General features: G+C 32.0%; 24 protein-coding genes and 1 rRNA gene. All 25 read right to left on the reverse strand.

The window, feature by feature from the left end:
* Positions 1-34: 34 nt before the first annotated feature.
* Positions 35-442, reverse strand: coding sequence for a DUF126 domain-containing protein (locus DP68_RS18145; RefSeq protein WP_035311871.1), 408 nt, complete (start codon positions 440-442; stop codon positions 35-37).
* Positions 442-1,647: an aconitase X catalytic domain-containing protein gene (locus DP68_RS18150; RefSeq protein WP_035311872.1), complete on the reverse strand. Its 1,206-nt coding sequence runs from the start codon at positions 1,645-1,647 to the stop codon at positions 442-444. Before DP68_RS18150 ends, DP68_RS18145 begins: the two co-directional genes overlap by 1 nt.
* 52 nt (positions 1,648-1,699) lie before the next feature.
* Positions 1,700-2,980, reverse strand: coding sequence for a TRAP transporter large permease (locus tag DP68_RS18155; protein WP_035311875.1), 1,281 nt, complete (start codon positions 2,978-2,980; stop codon positions 1,700-1,702).
* 1 nt (position 2,981) lies between these two features.
* The gene (locus tag DP68_RS18160) at positions 2,982-3,476 is read right to left on the reverse strand and encodes a TRAP transporter small permease (protein ID WP_035311877.1); all 495 of its coding nucleotides are present in this window, start codon (positions 3,474-3,476) and stop codon (positions 2,982-2,984) included.
* A 59-nt stretch (positions 3,477-3,535) separates the two neighbouring features.
* Positions 3,536-4,564 (reverse strand): DctP family TRAP transporter solute-binding subunit, encoded by a 1,029-nt coding sequence (locus DP68_RS18165; protein WP_035311879.1) that lies wholly within the window; start codon positions 4,562-4,564, stop codon positions 3,536-3,538.
* Positions 4,565-4,708: 144 nt separating this feature from the next.
* Positions 4,709-5,401: a GntR family transcriptional regulator gene (locus DP68_RS18170; protein WP_035311881.1), complete on the reverse strand. Its 693-nt coding sequence runs from the start codon at positions 5,399-5,401 to the stop codon at positions 4,709-4,711.
* Between the two features lie 337 nt (positions 5,402-5,738).
* Positions 5,739-7,244, reverse strand: a complete 1,506-nt coding sequence (locus DP68_RS18175; RefSeq protein WP_291550276.1) for an S-layer homology domain-containing protein — start codon at positions 7,242-7,244, stop codon at positions 5,739-5,741.
* A gap of 25 nt (positions 7,245-7,269) precedes the next feature.
* Positions 7,270-8,448, reverse strand: coding sequence for an ABC transporter permease (locus DP68_RS18180; RefSeq protein WP_035311885.1), 1,179 nt, complete (start codon positions 8,446-8,448; stop codon positions 7,270-7,272).
* On the reverse strand, positions 8,448-9,125 hold the full coding sequence (locus DP68_RS18185; protein WP_035311888.1) for an ABC transporter ATP-binding protein: 678 nt from the start codon (positions 9,123-9,125) through the stop codon (positions 8,448-8,450). Before DP68_RS18185 ends, DP68_RS18180 begins: the two co-directional genes overlap by 1 nt.
* Positions 9,125-10,921 (reverse strand): HlyD family efflux transporter periplasmic adaptor subunit, encoded by a 1,797-nt coding sequence (locus tag DP68_RS18190; protein ID WP_052085903.1) that lies wholly within the window; start codon positions 10,919-10,921, stop codon positions 9,125-9,127. The genes DP68_RS18185 and DP68_RS18190 overlap by 1 nt, the downstream gene beginning before the upstream one ends.
* Before the next feature lie 278 nt (positions 10,922-11,199).
* Positions 11,200-13,257 (reverse strand): GGDEF domain-containing response regulator, encoded by a 2,058-nt coding sequence (locus tag DP68_RS18195; RefSeq protein ID WP_052085904.1) that lies wholly within the window; start codon positions 13,255-13,257, stop codon positions 11,200-11,202.
* A 47-nt stretch (positions 13,258-13,304) separates the two neighbouring features.
* Complete coding sequence (locus DP68_RS18200) at positions 13,305-14,141, reverse strand: DegV family protein (protein WP_035311889.1); 837 nt, start codon at positions 14,139-14,141, stop codon at positions 13,305-13,307.
* Positions 14,142-14,369: 228 nt separating this feature from the next.
* Entirely contained in the window at positions 14,370-14,945 is a 576-nt protein-coding gene (locus tag DP68_RS18205; protein ID WP_035311891.1) for a DUF2284 domain-containing protein, read from the reverse strand.
* Between the two features lie 199 nt (positions 14,946-15,144).
* On the reverse strand, positions 15,145-15,888 hold the full coding sequence (locus tag DP68_RS18210) for a hypothetical protein (RefSeq protein WP_035311893.1): 744 nt from the start codon (positions 15,886-15,888) through the stop codon (positions 15,145-15,147).
* Positions 15,869-16,423, reverse strand: coding sequence for an RNA polymerase sigma factor (locus DP68_RS18215; protein ID WP_052085905.1), 555 nt, complete (start codon positions 16,421-16,423; stop codon positions 15,869-15,871). Before DP68_RS18215 ends, DP68_RS18210 begins: the two co-directional genes overlap by 20 nt.
* Before the next feature lie 321 nt (positions 16,424-16,744).
* Entirely contained in the window at positions 16,745-18,088 is a 1,344-nt protein-coding gene (locus DP68_RS18220) for a VanW family protein (protein WP_052085906.1), read from the reverse strand.
* 326 nt (positions 18,089-18,414) lie between these two features.
* Entirely contained in the window at positions 18,415-18,927 is a 513-nt protein-coding gene (locus DP68_RS18225) for a shikimate kinase (RefSeq protein WP_035311896.1), read from the reverse strand.
* A 52-nt stretch (positions 18,928-18,979) separates the two neighbouring features.
* Positions 18,980-20,161, reverse strand: coding sequence for a prephenate dehydratase (gene pheA, locus DP68_RS18230; protein WP_035311898.1), 1,182 nt, complete (start codon positions 20,159-20,161; stop codon positions 18,980-18,982).
* A gap of 14 nt (positions 20,162-20,175) precedes the next feature.
* On the reverse strand, positions 20,176-21,246 hold the full coding sequence (aroC, locus tag DP68_RS18235; protein ID WP_035311899.1) for a chorismate synthase: 1,071 nt from the start codon (positions 21,244-21,246) through the stop codon (positions 20,176-20,178).
* Positions 21,227-22,504 carry a 3-phosphoshikimate 1-carboxyvinyltransferase gene (aroA, locus tag DP68_RS18240; protein ID WP_035311900.1) on the reverse strand — a complete coding sequence of 426 codons (1,278 nt, stop codon included), beginning with the start codon at positions 22,502-22,504 and terminating at the stop codon, positions 21,227-21,229. The genes aroC and aroA overlap by 20 nt, the downstream gene beginning before the upstream one ends.
* Positions 22,505-22,534: 30 nt before the next feature.
* Positions 22,535-23,590: a 3-dehydroquinate synthase gene (aroB, locus tag DP68_RS18245; RefSeq protein ID WP_035311901.1), complete on the reverse strand. Its 1,056-nt coding sequence runs from the start codon at positions 23,588-23,590 to the stop codon at positions 22,535-22,537.
* Positions 23,591-23,593: 3 nt separating this feature from the next.
* Positions 23,594-24,445 carry a prephenate dehydrogenase gene (locus DP68_RS18250; protein WP_035311903.1) on the reverse strand — a complete coding sequence of 284 codons (852 nt, stop codon included), beginning with the start codon at positions 24,443-24,445 and terminating at the stop codon, positions 23,594-23,596.
* Between the two features lie 21 nt (positions 24,446-24,466).
* Positions 24,467-25,480: a 3-deoxy-7-phosphoheptulonate synthase gene (gene aroF, locus DP68_RS18255; protein WP_035311904.1), complete on the reverse strand. Its 1,014-nt coding sequence runs from the start codon at positions 25,478-25,480 to the stop codon at positions 24,467-24,469.
* Between the two features lie 117 nt (positions 25,481-25,597).
* Positions 25,598-25,738 carry a hypothetical protein gene (locus DP68_RS19810; protein WP_291550296.1) on the reverse strand — a complete coding sequence of 47 codons (141 nt, stop codon included), beginning with the start codon at positions 25,736-25,738 and terminating at the stop codon, positions 25,598-25,600.
* A 194-nt stretch (positions 25,739-25,932) separates the two neighbouring features.
* A 5S ribosomal RNA gene (gene rrf, locus DP68_RS18260) occupies positions 25,933-26,049 on the reverse strand.
* Positions 26,050-26,096 lie beyond the last annotated feature (47 nt).

A 26,096-nucleotide genomic window follows, 5' to 3' on the forward strand; every position in this document is an offset into this window, starting at 1 on the left:
ACCTTCTTATATTATTTATGAATTTTTTTATAGCTTATAAAAGTGTAATTTCTCCATTATTAGTATCTATTCTAACCATATCCCCATCCTTAACAGTCTCGTAAAATCTCGAATCAACTTTATCTACCATTGGAGTTCCAATAATGATAGCGCTAGCTACAATTACTGTTTCTGGGTTTTGAATGATCATTCCCTTGGGTGCATTATTATTTAAAGTAAGTTGATAAAGGCCATCAGCTTGAACAACAGAACTTCCCTTTGAACCAGGAAATACTAATATTTTATTTGATACGTTTTTTCCCTCTAAAGAATGTCCCTTTTCAATACAAACACCTGTCTTTGGCTCAATCAAGTAAAACATTATATCATCTGTTGAAATTAGAACTTCTCCTTCTACAACGCCTTCAGAAATTTTATGGCAGGAAAATACTTCTTTACTCATTATTTTACTTCTCCTTTCAATGCTGCTTCAACGCATGTTTTTAAATCCCTGATGATTAGATTAATTCCTCTACGTTTTGGGTAATAAGCAAGCTTTGGAGAATCTGTAACTCCTACTTTTCCACTTAAGAAGTGCCAGCATGGCTGATCAGAACAAGTATCTTCAATAATATCTCCACCAGCTTCTCTAATAATTTGAAGTAATCCCATTCTATCAGCCATCTCTTTAGTATGACTAGAAGTCATTACCCAAAGATCCACGGCAAGTTTCTTTCCCTTTACGATATTTGCTATTTCTTGAACTTGATCTAATGTAAAATGCGGGCATCCAAATAGTGCAAAGTCAATTTTTCTATTTCCAGGCTCTGATATTTGTTCAAGGATATTTTCTAAGTCCTCATTTGTTATAACTACTTTTCTTTTGGGTTCTTTTCCGCCAAAAGCTGCTTCAAGGGTTGGTGCTTCTGGAGTTACTCCTACTATATGATACATTCCATATGCCCCAGAAGTATTTAGCTGTGCTCCAAGATTCATAAGAGCTTCTTGAGAAATTATTTTTGGAAGTCCTGTAAATACTGGAATTCCATTGCCTATTTTTTTACCCATATATCCTAAAAGATGATATTCAAAGTCAGACTTCATATCTGCTTCAACTTCAACAAGTATATCTCCCTTACGGTTTTCATCAAAGAGAAGACCATATTCTGGTACAAACCCTGTTATAGCAGCACAAAGTGCACTTTGAGCAGCTTCACGATTACTTCTTGCTCCCCAAACTGAGTTAACATATGGGGTTGCACTAGATTCAGAAAATGCTACAACTTCTCCATAATGAGGAATATTCGTCCCTAAATAAGGTGTACAGTTGTATGATAAAATTGCACCTAAATTTTTATATGCATTATGAGTTCTTTCCATTAATGATGCATATTCATCTGTAACTGTTCCAAGCTTTTTAAAATATGCCAAGCAAAAACCTGGATTAACTGTAGGAGCAATTTTGCAATGTGCTCCAGCCTTTAAAAGCCTTTCTGCAAACCATAAATCTGCCTCTTGGTTACTTAATGCAACATGGGCTCTAGTAATTGGCACCATACGTTTAGCATCAAAGGATTCGCCAATTGCTACTTGAATTTTCATAGCAAGGGCAGTACCCTCACCATATTTTCCATCTAACATATCCTGTTGATCTCTTGTCAATTCCATAACTTACCCCCCCATAATTTTAGCGAAATAAAATTCCTTATTTCACTTATATTCACTTCAATAAGTTTACTAAAAACATTGTAGTTGCTGGTATATAAGTCGTTACTGCCAGTGCAATAAATAATGCACCTAAAAACCACTTGATATATCTCATCATTCCCCCTATAGAAATATTTCCTACTGCTGACGCTACGAAGAGATTAATTCCATAGGGTGGAGTTACAAATCCAATTGCTAAATTCATTGTAAGCATAACACCAAAAGTTATTGGTGACATTCCAAGCTTTACAACAACTGGAAGTAGTATTGGAGATAATATGATTGTTGCAGGTATGTTATCAATTAGACACCCAACTCCAAGTAAGAATAAGTTTATTAATAATAATAGTAAAAATTTATTAGTAGTAATTCCAAGAAGTGTACCTGCTATAGCTGCAGGGATTTGTTGTAGGCTAAGATAACTTGCAAATGCCATAGAAAGCCCAACCATGAAAGTTGTTATTCCATTGATTACAATAGTGTCATATAAAGCCTTATAAATTCCTTTTAAATCTAATTCTTTATAAACAAATGCTCCAATAATTAATGAATATACAACCGATACTACCGCAGCTTCAGTAGGAGTGAACATTCCTGAGTATATCCCACCTAATACTACCACAGGAGCCATAAGTGCCCAAAATGCATCCTTAAAAGAAATCCATATTTCTCTTGGCTTTGGCCAATATCCAGTACCTTTATAGCCATGTTTCTTTGATAAAATATAGCAAGCTATTATTAGTACTACTCCCATGAGTATTCCAGGAATGAGCCCTGCAATAAAAAGATCACTAATTGAAGTTCCAGTAACAACTCCATAAATTACAAAAGGTATACTTGGTGGAATAATAACGCCTATAGTCCCAGCTGCTGCTGCTAAGGATGCGCTAAATCCAACATCATATTTTTTTTCTTTCATGGCTGGTATCATAAATGCTCCGATGGCTGATGTAGTAGCAACTGCTGAACCAGATATAGCTGCAAAAAACATACACGCAACAGTAGTTACCATTCCAAGTCCTCCAGTAATAGCTCCGAAGCAAAGACTTGCAAAATTTAAAAGCCTCTTAGCAACACCACCCGTACTCATTAAATTACCTGCTAATATGAAAAATGGTATTGCCATTAAAGGAAATGAGTTTATTCCTGTTATTGAATTTTGAGTAATAAGTACTAATGGAATATCTGAAAATAATGATAATGATATAAGTGTTGCTATACCTATTGCAAACCCTACAGGCACACTGAGTAATATAAGCAAAGCAAATGCTCCAAATAACACCATAGCTTCCATATTAAACTTCACTCTCCTTTGCCTTAGGTCCCTTTACTATCATTTCATATATTTGACCTAATAATCTTAAGGCCATAATACCTGCACTAAAAGGTAATGCAGCATAAACAAAATACATAGGGATTCTCATTCCAGATGATACAGAACCTTTCTTAACTAAATCCATTACGAGTTCATTTCCATTTAGAACCAAGAAAATGCAGAAGCAAAACCAAATAATTAATGCAATTATATTTATAACCTTTTGTCCTCTTTCTTTAAGAACTCCGTTTAAAAGTTCTATATTAATATGCTTACGTTCCCTAAGCCCTACACTTGCACCTAGCCATGTCTGCCATATAAAAATATAACGGGTTAATTCTTCACTCCAGGACAATGAAGAATTAAATAAATATCTCATTATCACTTGTATGAAAACAATAATTACAGTAAAAATCAAACTGGCAACTAACAAATACTCTTCTAACTTATTGTAGTAGCGTGATAATTTACCCAATTGCAACCATCCCCCATATTATATTTATTTGAGGAAGGGAAGGATTTTCCCTTCCCTTTTTATTTGTTAGCCTTAGCTGCCAAATCAAACATATCTTGTCCGATTTCCTTTTTATATTTTTCATACATAGGTTTAACTGCTTCTACAAACTTAGCATGATTTTCAGGTGTTACTTCATTAACCTTCATGCCCTCTGATTTAAGCTTTTCAATATACTTATCATTGTCTGCAAGCTCTAAATTTCTTTGATAATCAATTAAATACTTTTTAGCACCATCTGCAATGGTTTTCTGGATATCTTCTGGCAAACCCTTGTAGAACTTGTCATTTATAATTACAGCTAAAAATCCATAGGTATGGTTTGTTAGGCTAAGATACTTTTGTACCTCCTGGAACTTTGTTGCGTAAATCAATGAAGCAGCATTTTCTTGTCCATCTACAGTTCCCTGTTGTAGTGCAGTAAATAATTCTCCGAAGCCCATAGGAGTAGCATTTGATCCTAGGCACTTAAACATATCAATAAATACTGGACTTTCCATTACTCTCATTTTTACGCCTTCAAGGTCTTTAGGTTCATTTATTGGACGTTTGCTATTAGTTATATTTCTTACACCATTATAGTTGTAACCAAAATTGTGAATACCCACCTTGTCTAGATTTTTGCTAAGCTCAGTACCAAGCTCAGAATCTACAGCTTTAAATGCAGAATCAGCATTATTAAATATAAAAGGCATATCAAGTATTCCAAATTTAGGACTGTAAGTGGTAAGTACTGATGTTGATGGCATAGTCATTTGTATAGTTCCAAGTGCTACAGCCTCTGTCATTTCTCTATCACCGCCAAGCTGCGCATTTGCATATATTTCTACAGTAACTGCACCCTTGGATTGTTCTTCAACATACTTTTTAAACTCTAAAGATGCCTTATGGGTTGATCTGTCTTCTGCCTCAACATGCCCCAGTTTAATTACAGTTTTTTTAGTACCGCTTGTCTCCTTCGAATCCCCACCTTTATTTGAACAACCAATCATAAGAGAACAAGCCAAAGAAACAGTTAATAAAATTGATAATAACTTTTTCATTTTCATACTAATTTCCCCCTTCTTATTAAACCAACTATAAATAAATTAACTTTTTATAACTAAATTAATCTTATTTGTTTAACACCTCCTGATTTTCTAAATATAATTGTTTCAGGATTTTATGTTAATTTAATGAGTTAACCTTATGATTTAATAATTCCAATCAGGGTTATTTGCAATATTTTCACCTGCTTTTTTTATATGAATTCTTAATAGCTGTGACAATTTATCAATATCTCTTTCCTTCAGCAACTTTAAAATCTCCAGGTGTTGATTAATGGTATCCTTTTCATTACCTAATGATTTAGCAGACATACGTTGAAATCTTAAAACTTTCAATTTTATACTGCTCATAATATCAATTAAATAATTATTATTACACTTTCTAACAATAAGTGAGTGTAGTTCATTATCCCAGTGCGCAATTTCATCTAAATCAATTTCTTCACCCAAATCTGCTCTGTTTTTCAAGTCAATCCACTTTTCTTCCATTTGGTTTATTTCACCTTCCGTAATATTTTCCATAGCAGATCGCAACGCAGTACATTCAAGTGCTGCTCTTACCTCAAATAATTCGTAAATATCTTTTATAGTAACATGCTTAATAAAAATTCCAACACCATTATGCACCTCTACTAAGTCTTCACTTTGCAGGATTTTTATTGCTTCTCGTATAGGGGTTCTACTCATACCTAATGTTTGTGCAATTATAGTTTCACTTAGATGGTCTCCAGGTTTAATTTCGTTATTTATAATTGAATTTTTTATCGTTTCATAAGCAATGCTAGTAAGATTTTTAATTTCATTCTTTTTCATACCTTTTAAACTTGCGTATTCTGCCATTAACAAGCCCTCCTTAATGTAATTATATGCAACTATATTCCACTAATATACCACCTGTATACAGGTTACTATAGTTTGGAATATTTTTCAAGTAGTATTGTGAAATATTTCTATATTTTTCTATATATATTTGTGTATTATTAAATGAACATTCAATAATACTACTTAATATCTTACTTACTATATAACTTTTCCGATAAAAAAGATGACTCCTGTTCAATACAGAAATCATCTTATTGATTTAGCATAGTCTTTTTTCTAATGTCCTTGACAATGGATGCACTTTAAATTCCTAGGAAGTTCTTTTTTTATCTAACTTGTTACTTGGGCAGTATCTTTACTCATATATATCTAATATCTCTCCGTTGATACCTAAAATAAAAACTCTAGTATTTCCAATATTAAGTAAATTATTAGATTTATCGACATTCAGTATATTTCTATTAAAATAGTTGCTAAATGTGTAGTTTTTCGTCTCCATTCCATCTTCTTCTAAAGTAATGCTACTAGGATTAAATCTATTTGGTGAAATAGATTTAATTTCTCCATACACAATATTATTATATACGTAAATAAAGCTGTTTCTTTGCCATAAATCAGAAACTAAATAAACTACATCATTGTCATAATATGATATTTCATCACTAGGCAAATACTTACGTCCATCATTATCCCTAATTCTATAAATATAGTCATAGTTAGCACCGCTCATCAATTTAGCAATTTCTTTATTATCATATTTATATATTAAAGGCTCATTACTGAAAACCGGATCAACAATAACACAATAATCATTATCGTTATTGCTATCCTTCGCTAGTATTATTGAAGAATATGGCTGTATTGCTTTAACTGCTGCACTATAATCAATATTTCCGCCGTGATAATAGTATGCTGAAGCATTTGGTAGTGACATAGTTTGGGATGAACCATTTTCATCAATATAAGTTATAGTTGAATCTGATACCTCTGATACAGCATAATTTACTAAAGTATTTTCTTTTGGTGAAATTTTTGTAATAACAGTCCCATCAATATATAGTTTATATTTGCCCCCAATTTCAGGTGCTGCAACACCTCTTTTTACTGTGTAGATACCAGTATCTGTTAATACTTGATTTTCCCCCAATTCATCTGAAGTTTTAGAATTCCCAAGTATTAAAGTTTCAACTAATTTTCCTGTTACTGTAGTATCACTATAATAATTGTCTGAAAAAAACTTATCACTTTCTGTTGAACTTGATTTCTTCATTACAGAATCAAAAAGTCTATCCAGCATTACAGCTTGTACCCTAACAGTTAAATTATCACTTTTATTCAACAAAATGCCTTCAGTTAAGTCCAATGTTGATGCCTCTTGTATATAATTATTAGGCCAGGATCCCCCCTGTAATTCCTCATCTGAATCTGTATATCCAAGAAGTCTTACTAGCATTGTGCAAGCTTCTGCATAACTCACAGCTTTATCTGCTTGAAAAGTTCCGTTTGGAGTACCATAAACTACTCCTTGATTTACTCCCTGCTTAGTTCCTAAATTAAGGCCAACATTTATATATCCACTGAGTTCGCTATTTGGATCTATATCCGGGAATATAGTTGTTCCCTTTGAATTTTTAGCCGTATTCCCTAAACCCTCAGCTATAACTATAGACTTTATAAACTCTCCTCTTGTAACAGTGTTATCAGGATTAGTTACTGATGTATCAATAATACCAAGTCCCTGCAATCTTACAAGTGCTGACGAATAATCTAAAGTCTCTGCAGAAACCAAAGAAGATCTGATTATAGTAAATAACATAGCAAGAGCTAACATCAAGCCAACTCTAGATTTTTTTAGTTTCATTTTCACACCATCCTTTATTGCTATTTTATTCATACATTAATGCATCTACTGGATTTAAATTTGCAGCTTTGTTTGCAGGATACATTCCGAAGATTATACCTATTACAAGTGAAATTACAAAGGAAGCCACTATCCATGGTATTGAATATACTTCTGGTGCAAGATTAAATCCTCCAATAACAAATTTTATAACACCTACTCCAAAAAGAATTCCAGCTACTCCACCTATTCCAGTAATCACTATGGATTCAATTAAAAATTGAATAAGTATATTTGATTTTTTCGCTCCTATGGCTTTTCTTACCCCTATTTCTCTAGTTCTTTCAGTTACAGATACTAACATGATATTCATTATACCTATACCACCTACTATAAGAGATATAGCTGCTATACCCGCAAGTACGGTAGTCATAGTTGATGTAACAGAATTAAGCGTTTCTAATACTTGTTCCATATTTGTTACTCTAAATGCATCAGATTTCTTAAAGGTTTTAGTAAGAAATTCCGTTAAAATTGTAACTGCCTCATCTACAGTTTCTGCACTAGTTGCTTTGGCTGAGAAATTTCTAATAGTAGCTGATTGGCTTAGTCTTGTTGCAAGGCTTACTGGTATAATAACTCTATCATCAGTAGAAGAATCTGCTCCATTTGCGGTTTGCGTAAGCACACCTATTACTTTAAATTGCTGCCCAGATATTTTAATATTTTTGCCTATTGGATTATCTCCATTAAAAATGTCGTTTACAACTGCTGTACCAACTATTGCTATCTTTTGATTGTAATCTAAATCTAGCTGCATCAAAAATCTACCACTTTGAACAGTAACACTATTAATGTCTGCGTATTCAGGGCTAGTCCCTAAAATAGTGGTGCTTCTGCTTTTATTGCCTGCTTTTACTGTAGCACTAGTAGAAGCCTGAGGAGAAATACTTGAAATTATATTACTATTCTCCTTTTGAAATTTTGCAAGATCATCATAACTAACATTTCTATTACTACCTCTCCCTATTATATTAATATTAATTAAGTTTGTACCAAGACTAGAAAGAGAATTAGTTATATTGCTCGTGCTGCCTTGAGCAAAGCCTACAGCAATAATTACCGAAGAAACACCAATGATAACACCTAGCATTGTAAGAAAAGATCTTACTTTGTTTCCAGCAATGCTTTTTATGGCCATTTTATAGATTTGAACAAATCTCACTATATCATCTCCTTATCCTCGATAATTTCTCCGTCCTGTATTCTTATAATACGTTTGGCTTGCATGGCAAGGCTATTATCATGAGTTATAAGTACAACTGTATTTCCCTCTGAGTTAAGTTTTTTTAGGATTCCCATTACTTCTATGCCTGTTTTACTATCTAGTGCTCCTGTAGGCTCATCAGCTAATAAAACTGGCGCCTTTGTAACCAATGCCCTTGCTATGGCAACCCTTTGCTGCTGCCCTCCAGAAAGCTCATTTGGTTTATTGTTCATTTTTTCACTAAGACCAACAATCTTTAAGGATTCCCTAGCTCTTTTCTTAGCTTCCTTAGCATTTATACCTTGATAAAGCAGAGGAAGTTCTACATTTTCTAAAGATGACAACTTTTGAAGTAAGTTATATTTTTGAAATATGAATCCAATTTTGCAGTTTCTTATTTGAGCCAATTTATCTTGTTTTAATTTGCTAACTTCTTCACCATCTAACTTATAACTACCTGAAGTGGGTACATCTAAACACCCCAACATATTCATAAGTGTGGATTTACCTGATCCTGAAGGACCTACTATAGCTACAAATTCATGAGGTTTTATGTGCAAATTTATATCATTAAGTGCTATCACCTTATTTTCTCCCATGGTATAAATCTTAGACATATTGGTTATGTGAATCATTAAAATCCACCTCCAGGGCCTTGTTGAACTCTAACCCCGCCTCCAGGTATTCCTCCACCCATACCACTACGATTAGTTGTATTTGCATTTGTATTTGATGAAGTTTTGGTTTGAGGTAAAACTACTATATCACCTTCATTTAAACCACTTTTAATTTCAATATAGGAATCGTTATTTACCCCCATTTGAACTTCTTTTCTTACTGCATTTGCATAATAGTTCTCAGACGCACTTGTTCCATTATTCTGTTTTACATATTTCGAAGCTGCATTCTCTCTTTTATTACTATCGTTGCTTAATGCTCCATTTTTATTTTCAATATTTTGTGGGGCAGTTCCTGATTTAGTGTTACCTTCTCCTTCTTTAATCCAAACATAGTTTTTCTTCCCAGAGGTTGTTACAGCTTCTATTGGAATATATAAAACATTTTGCTTATTGTTCACTTCGATTTCAGCATTTGCATTCATGCCACCTTTAATCTTATCAAGTTTACCATCTATTTTTATAGTTACTGGAAAACTTGTTACTCCATTAGATGCAGTTCCTTCAACAGCAATCTTAGTAACATTTCCAAGTAAAGGAGTTGTTTCTGTCTCTTTCATTGCATCGATGGTTATACTTACCTTTTGGCCAACAGAAATTTTTGCTATATCAAGCTCATCTACAGATACATCAAAATCCATTTCAGTAGGGTCTGAAACATTAGCAACTTCATCTCCAGACTTTACAGTGTCACCGACTTTGAAATTAATTTTTGTTATAACTCCATCAATAGGTGAAACTATTTTATAGTATTCAAGCTGCTTTGAGCTTAAAGCAATTTTCTCTTGTGAACTTGCTATTTTTAGATCTGAAGATTGCTTATTTCTAATTACGTCATCATTTTTTATGTTCATTACTACAGCACCAGCTGAGACTTTCTGATTTTCTTTAACCGCAATACTTTTAACTGTTCCTCCAGTTACACTTGTAACTGTTTGTTTCTTTATATAGCTTAATGCTGCAGTATTAGTACTAGATACTTCTCCTTTTGAAGTGTTAATTTCTGCACTAGCAGTCATTCCTTCAGTAAGTGCACCTGGATTATTCATTTGAATCTCAACAGCATAAACCTTTCCACCAGCTGCAGCAACTGTTGGCTCACTACTTATATAAGTTACAGTTCCATTTACTGACTGCATTAAGGAAGTTAAGTTTACATTTGCTGATTGTCCCTTAGAAACTTTTTTAACATCTGCTTCATTATATGTTAGCGTTACCTTTAACTTCGAAGTATCAGTTATAGTAAGCACTGTTCCTCCAGCTTGAACTTTATCTCCTTCATTAACAGCTATATTGGTTACATTCCCTGACAAAGAAGCTTTTATCATCAGATTTTCTACAGCTTCATTATTGGCACTAGATGTTAACTGATTTTGTAGAAGTTCATTAGTACTTGTAGAAAGAGTTGACTCAAAATCTGAAGCATCGAATTCAGCTATTATATCTCCAGCTTTAACAGTATCTCCTTCTTTAAAATTTACTTTTGTAACTGTAGCACCAATTTTTGAATAAAGTATTTTAGAATTTGGGAAATAAATAGAATTAGAACCAGATACAAATTCTTGTATATTACCTCTTTTTACAGTTACTGTTCTTTGAACCACTGCTGTCTTTTTGCCAAATAGCTTTTGCTTAACAGTTTTGTCTGTAAAAGCTAAGCCAGTCAATAAAGCTACTATAGCAAGAACAATAACTACTTTAAAATACTTTTTTACAGATAAGTTCTTAAGTTTTTGCTTTGAGTTCACTTCCACTACTTGTCACCTTCCATTCCCCTTAATAATGTTTTATTTGAATAAATTTTCTGAAAACTTAATGCTTGTACATACTTTATCCATTATTTGTGATAATAATAGGTTTATTTCACTTTAATTCCTTAGTTTCTATTGCTTACCATAAACATATTATCAAAGCAATATAACAGTTATATCTCAAATTTATTAATAATTTGTTAACAACATCTACCTTTAAGTATAAATTTTTTCTATAAAAAAAGCCTCCTAATTATTTAGGAAGCTCTTTTATAATATTTTTAGTTTTCTTTAAGTTTTCCATTATAAAATTCAATAAAATCTTTGCTACACATTGGTCTTCCAAAAAAATAACCTTGCATTTCATCACAAGTATTTTCTTTCAAAAAATCAACTTGTTCTTGAGTCTCTACCCCTTCAGCAACTACCTCTAATTCAAGACTTTTCCCTAATGACATAATTATTGAAGCAATTATAGAATCATTTTTTTCTCCACCTATTTCACTTACAAAAGACTTATCTATTTTTAATTTATCTACAGATAAACTATTTAACTTACTTAGCGAAGAGTATCCAGTTCCAAAATCATCTATAGAAAATTTTACTCCCATTTCTTTTATTTCGTTAATAGTTTTAATAGTATATTCTACATTTTGCATAGCTATACTTTCTGTAATTTCTAGTTCTAAGTATTGAGGATCTAATCCTGTTTCCTTTAATACTTCCTGTACAACCTTTTTTAAATCTTGTAAATGAAATTGAAGTGTGGAAAGGTTAACAGATATAGTTAAAGGAGGAAATCCTGAATCTTGCAGCGCCTTGTTTTGAGCACAAGCAGTACGCAATACCCATTCTCCAATAGGAATAATTAATCCCGTTTCTTCAGCTAAAGGTATAAATTTATCAGGTGAAATTAATCCTAAGCTAGAGTGATTCCAGCGTATCAGAGCTTCTGCTCCAATCAACTTCTCTGTTTTAGCATGAACCTTAGGCTGATAATACACTATAAATTCATTTTTTTCTAAGGCATGACGTAAACTGTTTTCTAAATTTAATCGCTCTAGAGCTTTTACATTTAAAGACTCTGTATAAATTTGAAAGTTATCTTTTCCTCTTCTTTTAGCCTCATACATAGCAACATCTGCATTAGACATTAAAGTTCTATTATCTTCACCATGCTCTGGATAAATAGCAACTCCAATACTTGCAGAAATATAAATCTCATGAGCATCTATTATTAGCGGCTCTTTAACTACCTTGAGAAGCTTGCTTGAGAATTCCATTATATCTTTCTTACAGGTCACTTTAGATGATAAAATTACAAACTCATCGCCCCCTATTCTGGCAATAGTGTCAGCTGAATGTATATGTTTTTTTAGCCTTTCAGCAATTTGTTGTAGCAATTTATCTCCGCTATCATGACCAAGAGTATCATTGACAAACTTAAATCTATCTAAATCAAGATATAGCACAGCAAACCTTCTATTAACAACCTTACTTTTATCAATTTCACGCTCTACACGTTCTTTTAATAAAAATCTGTTAGGAAGTTCGGTTAGATAGTCATAAAATGCATGATGTCTTATTATTTCCTCATAGTTTTTTCTTTCGGTAATATCTCTAAGAATAAGGGTATAAAATTTCTCTTCACCTACTCCAAATTTACTTATCGTAAGTTCAAGAGGCAAAACTGACTTATCTTTTCTATAACCACTTAACTCTATGTTGATATTCACTAGTCTAATATATGTATAATTAAATTCTGAAATAAGCATATTAATATTTTTGCCAATTAGCTCTCTAGAATTATATTGGAACATTTTCTCAACTGCATTGTTAGTATATTTAATACTTCCATTGTTGTCTATAGTTATAATTCCTTCAGCTGCATTATCAATTATAGAACTTGCAAACGCCTCTTCTTTATTAAGATTTTTTTCAGTATATCTTGTATATAGTAATCGACTTATACGTTTCCGTAAGACAGCCCAATTTATGGGCTTGCTGATATAATCAGTAGCTCCAGCTTCAAAAGCTAAATTTATGGAGTTTTCATCTTCAATAGAAGTAATTATAATAACAGGAGTGTTGCTCCCACCAGGCAATTTCTGTAACTGTTCACAAGCATTAATGCCGTTTAAGTCTGGCATTAAATAATCCATTAAAATAATGTCTGGTTTCTGATCTAAAAACAATTCCAGTGCTTGTTTACCATTTTCAGCCTCAATAACATTATATCCTTCTTCTTCTAAAAGATTTCTCATTGTATATCTCATAAATCTAGAATCATCTGCTACTAGGATCGAAAAGTTTCTTTTTTCAAATATTTCTGCAATCATGTTATCTTAATGCTCCTATTATTCTATAATTTTTTCTCTAGCAATATCTAAAAAGCTATAACTATCCCGCCATCATCTGCATATGTTGAACTTAATCCACCCATTTCAACAATAACTATATCCTTAAAATTATATTTCTTTAATACCTCGTCCTTAAAATTCAATGCTTTATCTAGGGCATTACAATGCGCTATTCCAAGTACTTTTTCTTCTAAATTACTGCCCTGTTCTCCAATAATTTCTACAAATCTTTTAAAAGCTTTTTTATATCCTCTTGTTTTTTCAACCAACTTTACAGTACCTTCTTCTGTAGCTCCCATAATAGGCTTAATGGATAACATGTTTGCAAGTTTAGCAATAATAGGATTTAGTCTTCCTGCCTTTGCTAAATGGTCTAAGCTTTCTAATAAGAAAAACGTCTTCATTTCTTTTATATAGCCTGTAACCTTTTCTAGAATTTCTATATCACTGAAATTTTTCTTAGCTAGTTCATTAATTTTAAGTGCAATTAAAGTTTCTCCAGCTGAAGCACTAAAAGAATCAAACACATGGATGAACTTTTGACCTACTTCCTCTAGAAATATGTTTTTAGCTAAGATAGCACTATTATAACTTCCGCTTAACTTATTAGATAAGGTCACAACAAAAATACTTTCATCCCCTTGGTATCTTTTTATATAGTCTTCTGGAGATGGACATGATGTTTTAGGTGAATTTTCACACTCACCCATAGCCTTAACATAATCTCTTATATCAAGGCTTTCATCATCTAAATAATTTTTATCTCCTAATTGCAAAATTAAAGGAGCAATGTTAATATTCATATTTTGCTTCATTTCCCTTGATAAATCGCAACTACTATCTGCAACAATTTTTACTGCCATGTCTGCTCGTCCCCCTTGTTTGTTTGGTAGTTAACTATTTCTATTATATGTAAATGTCATTGTTTTTTGTATGAATTAAATACATATTTCTCCACTATATAGTATATTATATCATATGAAACACTTAATATTTCTATGAAATTAATTAATCTTTATATTATATTTATACTTAAATTTCATGCAAAAAAAGAACTACCTTTTCGCAGTTCTTTTTGATTGTCTATTAGCTTAAAATTCTATTGCAATATCGCCTTTATTTGTCAACAAGCCACTAACAAGTGTATAGTATTCTGGTAGTTTTCCATCCTTTGCCCACTGAAGTTCTATACCAAGCAATTGACTTAATGTCTTTCCAACATCCCCTCCAATAGACTCTATGGAATATCTCATCTTATCAGGATGAATGCAAGGATTGTTCATTTGCCTTTGGCAAGTTTTACAAAGCTTACAACTTCCTGCGGATAAACTGATAGCACCTGGATATTCCTCTTCTAGCTTCCAAAGCTTCTCCATTAAAACTTTCTTTTCCTTCCAAAGAGCTTCTTGCATTTGCTCTTTTGCTACTTCCATATCCCCTAAACCACTAATTACATCTTTATCGAATATAACCTTTGTTCCTATTATGTAAACATATTTATACTTTTCCCAAAACTCTTTAGCATCAAAGTTGAATTCTGGACAAGACCAATTTTTCTCGTAACTATCACACTTTTTACAGTAACCTAAAAATTTAGGTACATCCACATAATTTTCAATGTAATCCTCTGTTGTTGTCATAACTACATGAGATTCTATTTTATACATTCATAACCCTCCTAATTTAAAGACCTATTTAATAGTATTCTACATAAAACAAAAGTACCCTTCACGAATCTTCTAAAATTACTTGGCTTATTAACAGATTTAATTGCATAAAAAGCAGCCCATATGGACTGCTTTTATTTTTATCAATGAATTATTATATTATTTTGAAAAATACCATTAACTTGCCACGTGAGTGGCACTATTCTATTATCTTAAACTCTTTAAGCATGTTATCCATTCTTGCTCCATGCCCTTCTTCAGCTTCAACAAATAACTGCTGTTTAATTACAAAGGTTCCTCCCTTTGTATTATCAACTAAATAATATCTTATAACTGTGCTATTGAAATTCATCCCGCTATTTGCATATATTAATGTAGCCTTTAGTGGATAATTAACCTTGCCTCTATTTTCAACCTTTTGATATTTTTCCTTAAGTTCCTCTTCAATTTCAGAAGCTATTGCGTCTGCCTTTTTCCCTTCTACTTGGCTGATTTCCATAAACACTTCTGGTGTATTTTCTCCCTTTATCTTTGCAGCTATTTTATCCTTTCCATCCATTTTTGTCATAGTATATCTTTCTTCATCAATGTAAATTATATATTTCGCTGAGCCTTCCTTTAAAGCTACATTGCTATCTTCATCCATGCCTTCTACTTGCTGCTTAGCAACTTTATTGGGAACAAATATCTCTTTAATCTTATCTACTGCAGCCTGACCATATTCTGTATTCAAGCCTATAACAAGTGTAATTGCTGCTGCCATGCTTCCATATTTCATGAAACTTGCCATTTTATTTGTCTTCCTTTTAACATTTTCCTTTTTCTTCATATCTAAATTCAATTCTCTTTCAATATTACTCCATACCATATTTTTAAGTTCAGTAACCTCTTCTGTTCCTTGAAGAAGAGCATCTTTTATTTTTTTATCTTCCATTTGATTCATAATTATCACTGCCTCTCTCAAGTTTTTCTACTAACGTTTTAAGTTTTTGTCTACCTTTAAAGAGCCTAGATTTTATTGTGTTTACATTAATACCTAATATCTCTGCAATTTCATTTTCCTTAAATCCCTTTAAATATTTTAAAATTATAGGAATTTTATTATTATCATCAAGACTTTCAATAGCTTTATAAAGACTTTCGTATTCCTCAAATTTATGCTGATCTTCTATAACCCCTTGTAAATTATTTTGGATAAAATCATCTACAAGTATTGTAGTTGAGTTCTTACTAAGTATTCTGTTACATTCATTGACTAAGATTCTATAAAGCCATGGCTCAAAAGGTTTATCAATATCAAAACTTTCAATATTTTTGTAAATTCTTATAAAAGTTTCTTGAACAGCATCTGCAGCATTCATTTTATTTCTTGTGATAGCCGCTGCAGTTCTTAACGCATATTCTGCATACTTGTTATACAATTCTTGAAAAGCTTCTTTGTCCCCCTCCCTGATTTTCTGTAACAATTCTCTATCCAAATTTGCCACTCCTATCTCAAACATAATTTATCCGGATTAATTAATGTTCTTACTATATATACCCTACTAAGATTAAATAAGTTTTTTGTTCCACATTTGGAAGTTTTAAAAAGAAATTTTCAATTTCTTGCTTATAATTTCTTCTCCCTAATGTCTAATGTCTCTATAACAATATAATTTATAAAAAATTCCATAAACCCGAAATTCCTCCAATAATTATTAAATGTTAACTTAAACTAAATTATCAACTATTTTATACAATAATCTTTTCTAGTTTTTAATAACTAGCTTCTAAAAATAAGAAGTAAATTGCTTTGCAATTTACTTCTTGGTGCCTCTTATTATCTCCCCATTCACTGGTGTATAATAATCATTTGAAACTAATTCTGTATTAATTAGTTTTCCATTTTCATAGGTTTTTCTATACACCTTTACTTTATATCCATTAGAACCATGCTTAGTCACTAAATTATCACCTTCTAATCGATTAGCATCATCAATGTATTTAATAGTTGACTGTAATACTGAAACCTCTGTAGCCATTTCATAGGATCTTTTTTTCAACTCTTTATTGGCATATATATTAAAGTACACATTTTTATTTTGTGTATATCCTTCAATATATATAGGGGTATTTAAGGTATTTTTGAATTTGTAATCTATATTTCCCCAATCAACTGTTGCATCTAATCCCTTAGGAACATAGGATAATGGTAAAGTATGATTTCTTCTCTCAGAAGATTTTATACCTGACTTTAACATAGCATTATATAAGGTGCTTGACACCTGACAGATACCTCCTCCAAGACCTGATTCTACTTTATCTCCTATAATAACTCCTGCTGACTTATATCCCCTCTCAGCTGTGCGCTCCCCTACTATTTCATTAAAGCTAAAGCTTTCTCCTGGCATAAGAACAGTTCCATTGATGGCATTAGTTGCTAGTTGAATATTATTAATTCTATTTGATGCTGAAGTAAAGAAGCTTGTACTATAAGAAGCAATAGGGCTGTTAATAGTAGACAGCTTTTCCTGAGTAACCTCTGGCCTAACAGTTTCAATTGGTGCATTAATTTTAATATTTTCTTTTGAAAGTTCTCCATTAATCTGTGCTACAATTGCTTGTTTTAGCTTATCTTTTTCAAGTTTTACTCCATTAATTGCAGGAGTAATCATTATATTTCCGTTGGTTATAGATATTTTTGCATTTTCAGGATTTCTATTTATCTGTTGTTCTATTTTATCAACTAATTCATCTACAGGCTTTGAATTATAAGCAAAACTTAATTTATATTCTTTCTTTTGGTCTCCTTTAATAAGCTTATACTTTTCTATTACATTTCCTTGTTTTCCATAACTAAAGGCTTCTTTTACAACATTATTGATATTATATTTAGCTTCAATCTTTTTATAATCTAATACATATATCTTATCATTTACATGAATTTCGACTTTTTTTGAAAGTAATATCTTGCCATACTTTTCGTTTATAAGTTTTTCTGCCTCTGCAAACTGTTTTCCACTTACATCTGTGTTCTCTATGTAAACTCCTGGGTAAATAACATCATTCCAATTGTTTCCTGTAGCATATACATAGCGTACTGGAACTATACCCATTGTTAATAATGCCAATATAGTAGTTGTAATAATCATCTTTTTCTTCATTTGTGTGTTCCCCCTTATTTAACTCTTATATAATATATACCCAAGAGGATTTAAAAAAGTTTTTTGTTCTAATGTAAAAATATAAAAGGCGACTGATTTTCATCAATCGCTTTTCCGCTAAGCCTTTTGGCCTTATATATAGGTATTATTAACGGCACTATTTGTATTCATACTGTTTAACATATTTGATAACTGATTTAACTGGCTGCTAGCCTAGCTTCTGCATCTGCTAATTATTTTTTCATATTGTTCAAGCTTGTCGATAAAATACCATCCATATAGTAAGTAGAGTTATCCTATCACTTACTACACAGATGGCATTTTATCTATTGTATAAAATTCAAAATTTTTTCTATACATTCTTCTATGTTAATATTCACTATTTTACAATCACAGTACTTATCATATAATTCATATCTGCTTTTAAAAAGATCATATAGTTTTTCAGATCCATCCTTTAACAAAGGTCTGCTTTTTATATCCACATCCTGTGCTATATGTTCTATGGGCCTATTAAGAAATATAATGATTCCATTTTGTCTTAAAACTTTTATATTTTCTTCTCTTTTTATAACCCCTCCGCCTGTAGCTATGACCTGAGGAAATTTAGATGATACCTCTTTCACTGCTATGCTTTCAATATTTCTAAACTCCTCCTCTCCTTTTTGAAAAATTTCTGGAATACTTTTACTCTCTTTTTTAACTATATATTCATCTATATCACAAAACTTCATATTTAGTCTTTTAGCTAATTCTTTCCCTATAGTACTTTTACCCGAACCAGGCATTCCAATTATCACTATATTCTTAGTTAGCCTATTATCACATAATTTCTTCATATACATTATCCACCGTTTCACTATTAATCTTTATATAAAGTATACTATTTAATTATTTATTAATACTATGTGCTTTATAGTTCCCAAGCAATTTAAAATCATAGCTATTGTTTCTAAGTTCACCTATAGCCTCTTTTACGAACTGATTATCTAAATTCCCCTCAAAATCAATGTAAAAAAAGTATTCAAAGGACTTATCTACAATAGGTCTTGACTCAATTTTTAACAAGCTTAAATTATATTCGGCAAAAATGCTTAAAATGTTATATAGAGAACCTGCCTTATGTGGCAAAGTAAGTATTGTACTAATTTTATCATAATCACTTTGTAACTCTAAGTTCTTTCCAATAACTATAAATCTTGTATAGTTATTTTTATTATAATTTATATTTTCCTTTATTATATCTAAATTATAAATTTGTCCAGCTCTTTTACTGCCAATAGCAGCTTTTCCTTTGCTGTTTTCGTTTTTTATTAGCTCTGCACTAGCTGCTGTGTTTCTATAGGGTATCTTTTCCCAGTGAGGGTAATCCTTTAGAAACTCTCCACTTTGCTGTAAAGCTTGAGGATGAGAATATACTTCTTTTATATCTTCGATTTTGGTTCCCTTTATTCCTAAAAGATTATGATTTACCTCTATAGTTCTCTCTCCAACTATAAAAAATCCATATTTCCTTAAAAGATCATATACTTCTACAATACCTCCTGTGGATGAGTTTTCGATAGGAAGCACTCCGTAGTCTATTTCATTATTTTTTAGTGCTCTGAATATATCTTCGAATTCTCGCACATTATGAATAGTTACCTCATCTTCAAAATACTCTAATAGAGCTTCTTCACTAAAAGAACCTGGCACTCCTTGAAAACCTACATTTATTTTATCTTTTTTCGGTACACATGCAGCTTCATTACTTACTAAATACTCAAGCTCGCTTTTTTTATCATCTTTCACTTCTATATTATATTCAAAAATTTCCTTTGCTTGAGCCTTTCTGCTAATGGCCATTACACTTTTTAAAAACTCTGCCTCTGCCCTCTTATATCCTTTATTTTTTAAGTACTTTACATTCTTTTCAATAACCTCATCTTCTCTACTTTTATTTAATATAGGTATATTGTTTTCCTTCTTATATTGAGCCACCTTTAAAACTGTCTCCATTCTCTTTTCAAATAACTCTACAAGCTGTTTATCTATTTCATCAATTTCATTTCTTAAATTCTGCAAAATGTCCATTAGATTCTTCCCCTTTACATTAATTCTAATATACCCATAGCTGCTACTGCTTCTACCACTGGCACAGCCCTCTGTACAATACAAGGATCATGTCGTCCCTGAATTTCTATTGTAGTATTTTCATTTTTGCAAATATCCACTGTTTTCTGTTCCTGTGCTATGGATGGAGTTGGCTTAAAGGCTACTCTAAATATCACTGGCATTCCGTTTGTAATTCCACCTAAGATTCCACCGTTATTATTTGTATAAGTTTTAATTGTTCCATCCTCGATATAAAACTCATCATTTGCCACTGAACCTTTCATTTTAGATATTCTAAAACCAGCTCCAAACTCAACTCCCTTAACTGCTGGAATTGAAAATAAAAGACTGCTTAGTACGCTCTCTACTGATCCAAAGAATGGTGAACCCACACCTGGCGGCAAGTTTAAAATTGCACATTCTACTATTCCGCCTATTGAATTTAATTTTTCTCTTGCATTTAATATCTCTTGTTGCATACTTAAACCTTTTTCTTCATCTATAGTTGGAAACTCTTTTTGTGACAGTTCCTTTAATAAATCTTCTTTAATATTAACTTCATCAAAATATTCTTCTCCAACAGTTCCAATAGACTTTATATGACTCCCAATCATTATTCCTTTTTTGCCTATGATTTGCTTTGCTAAAGCACCAGCAAAAACAATAGGTGCAGTAATTCTTCCAGAAAAATGTCCTCCACCCCTATAGTCATTGAAACCACCATATTTTACTTTCCCTGTATAGTCAGCGTGACCAGGCCTCATTAAATCTTTAGTTTTTTCATAATCCTTTGAATGATGATCACTATTACTTATTACAGTACAGAGCGGCGTTCCAGTTGTTTTATTATTAAAGTAACCACTTAAAATCTGGAATTCATCTTTTTCTTGCCTAGGTGTAGACAGTTTGTTTTTCCCTGGGGCACGCCTTCTCATTTCTCTATTTATTTCTTCTAAATTCAGCTCTATTCCTGGCTGTAGTCCATCTATTGTAATTCCTATTGCTTCTCCATGAGATTCTCCAAAAATAGAGTATTTTATTTTGCTACCCCACACTCCACTCATCTATATTTCCCCCCAGCATCTTAAAATCTTTCCAAAATTCAGGATAGGATTTTGTAACAGCATTACTATTTGTTATTATAATAGGTTCTTGACATTTAATTGATGCTACTGCCATTGCCATTGCTATTCTATGGTCATTCCAGCTGTCTACAGTTCCTCCCTTTAATGAGCTTTTTCCTCTTATTATTAATCCATCTTTAGTTTCTTCTATATCCGCTCCTACTTTACTAAGCTCTGTTTGCATAGCCTTAAGTCTGTCGCATTCCTTTATTCTAACTCTTTCAGCGTTTATTATTTTTGTAGTACCTTCACTTAATGCTCCTAGTACTGAAAGTATAGGAACAAGATCTGGACATTCTGAAGCATCAATCACAATTCCCTTTGTTTGAGACTCACAAACTTCTATAGTATCTTCACTAATCTTAATATTTGCTCCCATTTCTTTTACTATATCAAGTATTATTCTATCTCCTTGGAGAGAATTCAAATTTAAATCCTTACATTTTATATTAGCTCCAAGGATACCTGCAATTATCCAAAAGGCTGCTTGGGAAAAATCTCCTTCTACTCTATAATCTCTGTTTATATACTTTTGATTTCCTTTAATATAAAACTCCTTATAATTCTTATTTTCTATCTTAACTCCAAAGTTTTCCATGCAATCTATAGTTAAATCTACGTATCCCTTAGATTCCAGTTCTGTGGTTACTATTATTTTAGAATCTCCTTCTAATAATGGAAGTGCAAACATAAGTCCAGTAATAAATTGAGAACTTATATTTCCCTTAACATAAAAGGTACCTGGTTTTAAGGATCCCTTTATCTTTAGGGGTAGCTGTCCATTATTGTTTTCATAGTGTATGTTTTGATTCTTGAACATTTCATAATATACATCTAAGGGTCTTGACACAAGCTTCCCTCTTCCTTCAAAACTTATCTCTTCTCCAGTAAGTAACGCTAACGGTATTAAAAATCTCAAAGTAGAACCAGACTCGTTACAGTTTATTATACTATTTACCAAGCTTAGTTTTGGTTTTCCATTAATATTTATACTTTCATCTTTTCTATTAACTTCTATTCCAAAGCTCTCCATACCCATTGTGGTAGCCTTAATGTCCTCTGAAAAAATAATGTTATATATATTGCTTATCCCTTCTGAAAGCCCAGCACATATAACAGCCCTATGAGCTAAACTTTTTGAAGGTGGAATTTTTATATCTCCTTTTAAAGATGATGGTGTAATTCTTATGTTCCCCACTATCTCATCTCCTTTTGTGCTTGTATATTTTTATATAAAACTACTCATTTCTTCTTTTTTAATTTTGTATATAAAGCTTTCTCCAATATCTTTTAGGAGTATTATATCTATAAATTCTCCTTTGCTTTTTTTATCAAGGGAAATTGCTTTAAGTATACTCTCCCTATCTTCTAGGTAAATTTCGTGTTCAAGGTTATGTTTACTTAATGCTTTCCCTATCAATTCAGCAGTTCCTTTCTTAGTTAGATTCATTTCTTGACTTTTTTTAGTTATGATGTACATCCCCAGTGCAACAGCTTCCCCATGGGTATATTTTTCAAAGTTATAGTATTTTTCAATAGCATGCCCTAAGGTGTGTCCAAAGTTTAAAATCATTCTTTCATTATTATCCTTTTCGTCCTTTTCAACTATTTCTTTTTTTATACAGCAGCAAGTATAAATTATATCTTCAATGCTTTCTAAAATTCCTTTTTCGTCATACTCCATTAACTTATAAAACAATTCCTTATTTTTTATACATCCATATTTTATTACCTCTGCCATGCCATCATAAAGAAATCTTTTATCTAAAGTATCCAGTACATCTGGATCTATGAAGACTGCCTGTGGATGATAAAAGTTTCCAACTAAGTTCTTTCCTCTTGGTAAATCTACCGCAACTTTTCCACCGATACTACTATCTATCTGAGCTAGAAGGGAAGTTGGTATCTGAATATATGGAATTCCCCTTAAAAGTGTAGAGGCCGCAAAGCCTGTTAAATCCCCTATAACTCCTCCCCCAAGAGCAATTATAAGATCTCCTCTTGTAATTTCCGCATCTAAAATATTATTATACAAATTCACAAGTTCCTCTATTGATTTACTTTTTTCTCCTGGTTTTACTACTATTTTAAAGACTTGAAAGTCCGCCTTTTCTAGACTAACCTTTACTTTCTCCCCATAAAATTTGTCTACATTTTCATCTGTTACTACAGCAATTTTTTTATTAGAATATATTTTCTTTATTTCTTCTCCTAATCGTCCTAATACCCCTCTTTCTATATAAATAGGGTAACTCTGTTCAGTAAGATTTATCCTAAGTTCCATAAGTTAGGACATCTCCTCTCTTTTTTTTCTTGCCTTATTTAAAATTTGTCCTAAAATCTCAGCTTCATCATTTATTAAAGCATTTTTTATATTTGATATGTTTTCTTGAAATTCTTCTATTTGAGCAATTAAATTATCCTTATTTCCCATAAAAAGTTCAGCCCATAGCTTTGTATTTATTCTAGCAATTCTAGTAAGATCTCTATAGCTGTCACCAGTAAATTTACCTATATCAACATCAAGATTATCACTATTCACTAAAGATACTGCTATTACATGAGGAAGCTGGCTTGCAAAGCCAATAACTTCGTCATGTTTTTCTATGCTTAACCTTTCTACATTTTTAAAACCAATACTTCTTGCAATATTCTCTATTAACTCTATACTTTTTTCTTTATTTTTATCTGTAGGGATTATTATATAGTTTGCTCCTTTAAATATTTCCTCGGAAGCATATTTTACTCCAACAAATTCTCTCCCTGCCATTGGATGACCAAAAACAAAATCTATGTCTTCTCTTAAAACATTATTTATTTCCTGAACAAATTCATTCTTTATTCCTGTAATATCTGTTATTACTGTTCCTGGCTTAAAATTCTCTATATTATTCTTAATAAAGTCTTTTATCATTTTAGGATAAACGCATATTATTACTAAATCTGATTCTTTTAAAGGAATCTCAGGATCCATGAAGCCTTTATCAATAATCCCATTCTTCTCCCCAAAGCTTAAAGCCCCTTCATCTATGTCAATAGCGTAAATCTTTTTTGGCTTTAATTTTTTTAGGGCTAGGGCATAGGATCCTCCCATAAGCCCCAGACCTACAATTGTTATATTTAAATCTAGCCCCCTCATATTTGCCCCCTATTAATATCCTTAGATTTCTCTATCTACTGCATTTGCTATTATAGATAATGTCTGCATAAGTGAACTGAACTTTTCAGGCTTAAGGGATTGTGATCCATCACTTAATGCCTTTGCAGGATTATTATGAACTTCTATCATAAGTCCATCTGCTCCCACTGCTACAGCCGCCTTTGCTAGTGGTTCTACAAGCCACCAAATTCCTCCTGCATGACTTGGATCCACAATTACTGGAAGATGACTATGCTTCTTTATTATAGGAATGGCACTTAAATCCAAAGTATTTCTTGTGTAAGTTTCATAAGTTCTTATTCCTCTTTCACATAAAATAACATTTTCATTCCCACCTGCCATTATATATTCTGCTGACATTAAAAATTCATCAATAGTAGCAGCTAATCCTCTCTTTAAAAGTATTGGTTTGTTTGTTTTACCTAATTGCTTTAAAAGATCGAAGTTTTGCATGTTTCGTGCTCCTACTTGAATTACATCTACATCCTCTACGAATCTCTCTATATACTGTGGAGACATAATCTCACTTACTATTGGAAGTCCTGTCTTTTCTCTAGCTATTTTTAAAAGTTCAAGTCCTTCAAGTCCCATGCCTTGGAAACTGTATGGTGAAGTTCTTGGCTTGAATGCCCCTCCTCTTAGGAAAGTAGCTCCTGATCTTTTAATTTCTTCTGCAAGTCCCACGATTTGCTCTTCACTTTCTACTGAACAAGGTCCTGCCATAACAGCGAGCTTAGTGCCCCCAATAAGTTCACCGCCTACAGGTATTATAGAGTCTTCTGGATGGAACATTCTATTTGCCTTTTTATAAGACTCTTGCACATGAATTATCTTTTCTACTTCTTCATTGGCTTCTATTTGTGCTGGGTCAATAATACTTGTATCACCAACTAGACCAATTACGCAGCGCTTTTCTCCTTTAATTTCCTCTGCTTGAACTCCTTTTTCAATAATTTCTTTCTTAATTACCTCAATACTTTCTCTTGATGCGTTGTGTTTCATTACGATAATCATTTAAATAGCCCCCTAGTAAAATTTTTTATAAAAAAAGAAGACTCTCTTTTTAATGAGTCTTCTTTAAATATCTTTATAATATAATACACTATGACTTTATAGTTACAGAAAGTTTATTTACTGTGTATTAATTAACTCATTAGAATTAAACCATATAGATTTTTGCCAAGCCAAATAACCAGCGTTAAAAAAATAACCCCAGTTTCTAAAGTAATATGCATATTGACTTGTCATTCCTCTTTTAATTAGGTTTTCCATGAGTTTTTCCTCCAAACATTTATACTAATAACTTGATTTTGTTATTGTGTTAAATTATACCACCATTTAATCTCATGTCAATACCTAAATTTAAAAAAAGCTCTATGATAATGATATACAAAAATAAAATATTTTTATGCATCTACTAGTTCAAAAAATGAAATAATCCTCAGCTTTTTAGCTAAGGATTATTTATCTGGCAACGACCTACTCTCCCACCGGGCCTCCCCGGCAGTACCATTGGCGCTTTGAAGCTTAACCTTCGTGTTCGGAATGGGTACGGGTGTTACCTTCAAGCCATAATCACCAGATATATAGAAAGAACTATGTTCTTTCAAAATTGCACAGAGTACTATTA

Source organism: Clostridium sp. HMP27, assembly GCF_000765165.1.
In the GTDB taxonomy this organism is placed as follows: domain Bacteria; phylum Bacillota; class Clostridia; order Clostridiales; family Clostridiaceae; genus Clostridium_AK.